Genomic DNA, 3354 nt, shown 5'->3' on the forward strand with positions numbered 1-3354 from the left:
CAATGGTGTAACTACTAGTGACACCCTTAAAACAGAAAGAGGAAAAACAACATGACATTAAAAACATTTTCAGATAAAGCAAAAACATTCACTTTCACTTACTATTTTTGTGATCAGGCGACCGCTCAAGTAGCAGGTCACGCGCTACTGGGATATATGACTGGAACATATTGCCAGCCTGTAATCTCATTGACCTACAAGGATAAGGGAACGCTTGTCGCTGAGTATGTGGAAGATCACAAGCTAAACAAGACTTTCAAGCGTATTTGTGATAGCTTTAAAGACTACCACAAACAACCAGAAGAGGCTGAAGCATTTGAGGAACGTTATAAACGGGAGCGCGTGCTTCAACTCAAAGAGTCAGAGGATTTTGAGAGTTTGCTGGAGAAAGTAACAGACTACGAGCTAGAACTATTAGACTATGCTGATCGCTTGCTTTCTGATAAGCCTATCCCTATGGACTCTATGACCGCTTTTGGTACGTTGGAAAAGCTGGGCGATGAAAGTATTAGCCTACTCCAAAAGTTGGACGTAGAGGGCGAATATAAAGGCCTTGCTGGTTATACAGAGCATTTGAAGTAGAACACAGGGGAGCAATCCCCTTTTTGCTATCAAGTCAATAGTTTTGGGTTTTTCCATATAGGGGGAAATAATGAAGCAGTTAGCAATAGAAACAATCACTAAACCAATGAAGCTGAGAGGAATATCTAAGGGTATAGCAGAGTTGGACGGTAAACGTTTAGAGATTGATTTGGATAATTTAATGATTGATTTTGGTGTAGAGTCATTTGAATTAGACAGAATAGCAGGAACTAAGGGAGGTAATCGATATTTCTTTCTTTGCCCTGATTGTGGTAGACGGTGCAGGTTGCTTTATAAACGGTATTTATATTTTAGTTGCGGTACTTGTCTAGATATCCACAAGAGTACCCTGAACCGTAGCAAAACGGATTGCCAATACTACTGGGAGCTTGCACTAAAAGAAGCCAGAAAGGTAGAACCAGGGTGGAGTCCTAGACGTGGTAGATATATGTTTGATGGTTTCCCTGAAAGACCAAGGTATATGAAGCGTGACAGGTATCATAAGCACTATAAGAAGTTTTTGAAGTATATTGAAAAAGGGGATAGATTTTGGCTGAATGGTTCGAGATTGTGAGACAATATGAAGTAGTGTGCAATTTACAAAACGAACAAATACTACATATTAGACGGTTTGAATGTTAAAAAAAGCTAGATATATCAAGGATTTAAGTAAGCAGAGCGTTCCAAAAAAGGGTGAGGTTTTGGTGAGGTAGCATATATAAAAAGTATAAGATTAGTATAAGGTTGTGTATTTAAAAATACTAAGGTTTTACAAAGGTACAGGGCTTTTTTTCTAGTGATAGAACCACAAGATAGAGAGGTTTACCGAGGGTTAGAAAAGGTGAGATTTTTCTTAGGTAGTGGCAGTAAATATGACTGACAAATGGCAGGGTTATGTGTGTTGAACTCCGAGCGAACGCCGAGAAAGTGGCTATATCCCCCTATCATTTATCAAGCAGATAAGAGCAATAATAACCCTCCTTAACTCCCTGAGAAACGACAAGCAGATAAGCGAAGTTTTTAGCCCTCTTATTTCGGATCTACTCCTTGCAGAATGACAAGCAGATAAGGATGACAATAACCCTTCTTAATTGCTTACAAAACGATAGGGAGTTAAGACAAATTTAAAAGCTCCTTATTTTCGTTTTTCTCCTTGTCAAACGGTAAGGGAATAGGACAGGAAATAACATCGCTTATTTTGATTTTGCTCCCTGAAAAACTGTAAGGAGATAAGGAGACTTATTAGCTTCCTTAATTTGGATTTTCTCCTTACAAAATTACAGGGGAATAAGAACTAAAATAACTCCCCTTATTTTCCTACCAAATGATAAGGAGATAAGAGCAGTTTAAAAGTCTGTTATTTTGGATTTGTTGCTTATAAAACGATAAGCAGATAAGCAAAGAAATAACTTGCCTTAATTGCTTGCAGAATGACAAGGAAATAAGAGAGATAAAAACATCCCTTAATTGCTTATCAAACCATAAGGAGATACGGGGGCTATCTCCCTCCCCACGCGCTTCTATGAGCTTCACACCGTCATTGTACATTTTTTCTCACGGGAAAACATTTGAAGCTAGAGCGAACATAGAGAAATAGCAAAAAAAGCCAAGGCGCTCCGCCTCAGCTATAATCTCAATAATATTATATCACAAAGGAGCGAACTAATGGAGCTGGATAAGTTTAAAACGATGATGAACGTCAGAGAGCGGATGACTTACTTTCTACGTTTCCAGAGGATGGCAGGAAGTGAAAACCAAGTTACGATAGATGAAGAGGCTTGGAAACTTGTCTTACCTGATCAGTGGAATTTGAGCGGTGAGCATGAAAAAGCAATACGTGAGGGGTTGGAGATATTCGCCCACGACATCAACAGCATAGAGAACGAGAGAGCCAGAAAATACTTCATTATCCATTATTGCTACATGAGAAAGAAAACAATGAGCGAATGCGTAGAAATGGCAGGTACTAGCTCCACTAGCTACCACCGATACAAACAGATAGCCGTCTTAAACTTTGCGAGAATCCACCAGAACGGAGAGCTAGAAGCATATAAGTAGGCGTTTGTGGTGTTTTGTTGAGAAATGTTAAGATTTAAGTGAGGGGGATGACATGATTGAAGATTTTTTGATTGATCTGGAGAATATCCAATTAGAGGATATGGAGATAGATTTAAACATGGATTTTGAAATAGATGTTGACCTTGATGGTTTAGATTTAACCTTACTACAAGAATTAGAAGCGTAAATGTTGGCAAATGTAGGCGTAGGCTTCATATTCGCCCCCTATTTCGCTTGGTTTCGTACTGGACAACTAAAGCACCACGGACAAACTACAAGCCCTTAGAAACGAATCTGGGGGCTTTTGTGAGGCCATAATCTTATAAACCACGCGCTTCATGGTATAATATACCTATCAGCAACCAGCAATAAAAAAAGCACGTTTGACCGTGCTAGTTTCTTGCCTGCTGAACTCGTCAAATCTTAGCCCTTTTGTGGGGCTTTTTTGCTCCCCTTTTTGCGTACTTTGGGGGAGCAAGTAGTAAAAAGTAATGTTAGTGTTTTTTGTTCAAAAGCGCGTGATATAAGGGTTAGGGAACCCTAAGGAAACATAAAAAAATAAGTTTTTAATTATACTACAAAATCGGCTTTTTTGGTAATAGAATTTCACTTTTTTTGGTATAATGGAAAGCAACAATGAACTAGAAAGAAGTAATATGCAAGATAAGATTGTCATCCATGGGGCACGCGCCCATAATTTAAAAAATATAGATG

4 protein-coding genes are annotated in these 3354 nt (G+C 38.7%); all 4 read left to right on the top strand.

What is annotated here, in order from left to right; translation table 11 throughout:
* Positions 1-51: 51 nt before the first annotated feature.
* The 4 genes from QZ359_RS08010 to QZ359_RS08025 all read left to right on the top strand — a co-directional run bounded on the left by QZ359_RS08010 (position 52) and on the right by QZ359_RS08025 (position 2827).
* A complete protein-coding gene (locus QZ359_RS08010; protein WP_173304407.1) occupies positions 52-582 on the top strand; it encodes a hypothetical protein in 531 nt (176 codons plus the stop codon).
* 70 nt (positions 583-652) lie between these two features.
* Positions 653-1156, top strand: a complete 504-nt coding sequence (locus QZ359_RS08015; RefSeq protein ID WP_173304405.1) for a hypothetical protein — start codon at positions 653-655, stop codon at positions 1154-1156.
* Positions 1157-2247: 1091 nt separating this feature from the next.
* The gene (locus QZ359_RS08020) at positions 2248-2640 is read left to right on the top strand and encodes a transcriptional regulator (protein ID WP_261058708.1); all 393 of its coding nucleotides are present in this window, start codon (positions 2248-2250) and stop codon (positions 2638-2640) included.
* A gap of 52 nt (positions 2641-2692) precedes the next feature.
* A complete protein-coding gene (locus tag QZ359_RS08025) occupies positions 2693-2827 on the top strand; it encodes a hypothetical protein (protein ID WP_257994393.1) in 135 nt (44 codons plus the stop codon).
* Positions 2828-3354 lie beyond the last annotated feature (527 nt).

It is taken from the genome of Streptococcus sp. (assembly GCF_019414905.1).
Lineage (GTDB): Bacteria > Bacillota > Bacilli > Lactobacillales > Streptococcaceae > Streptococcus.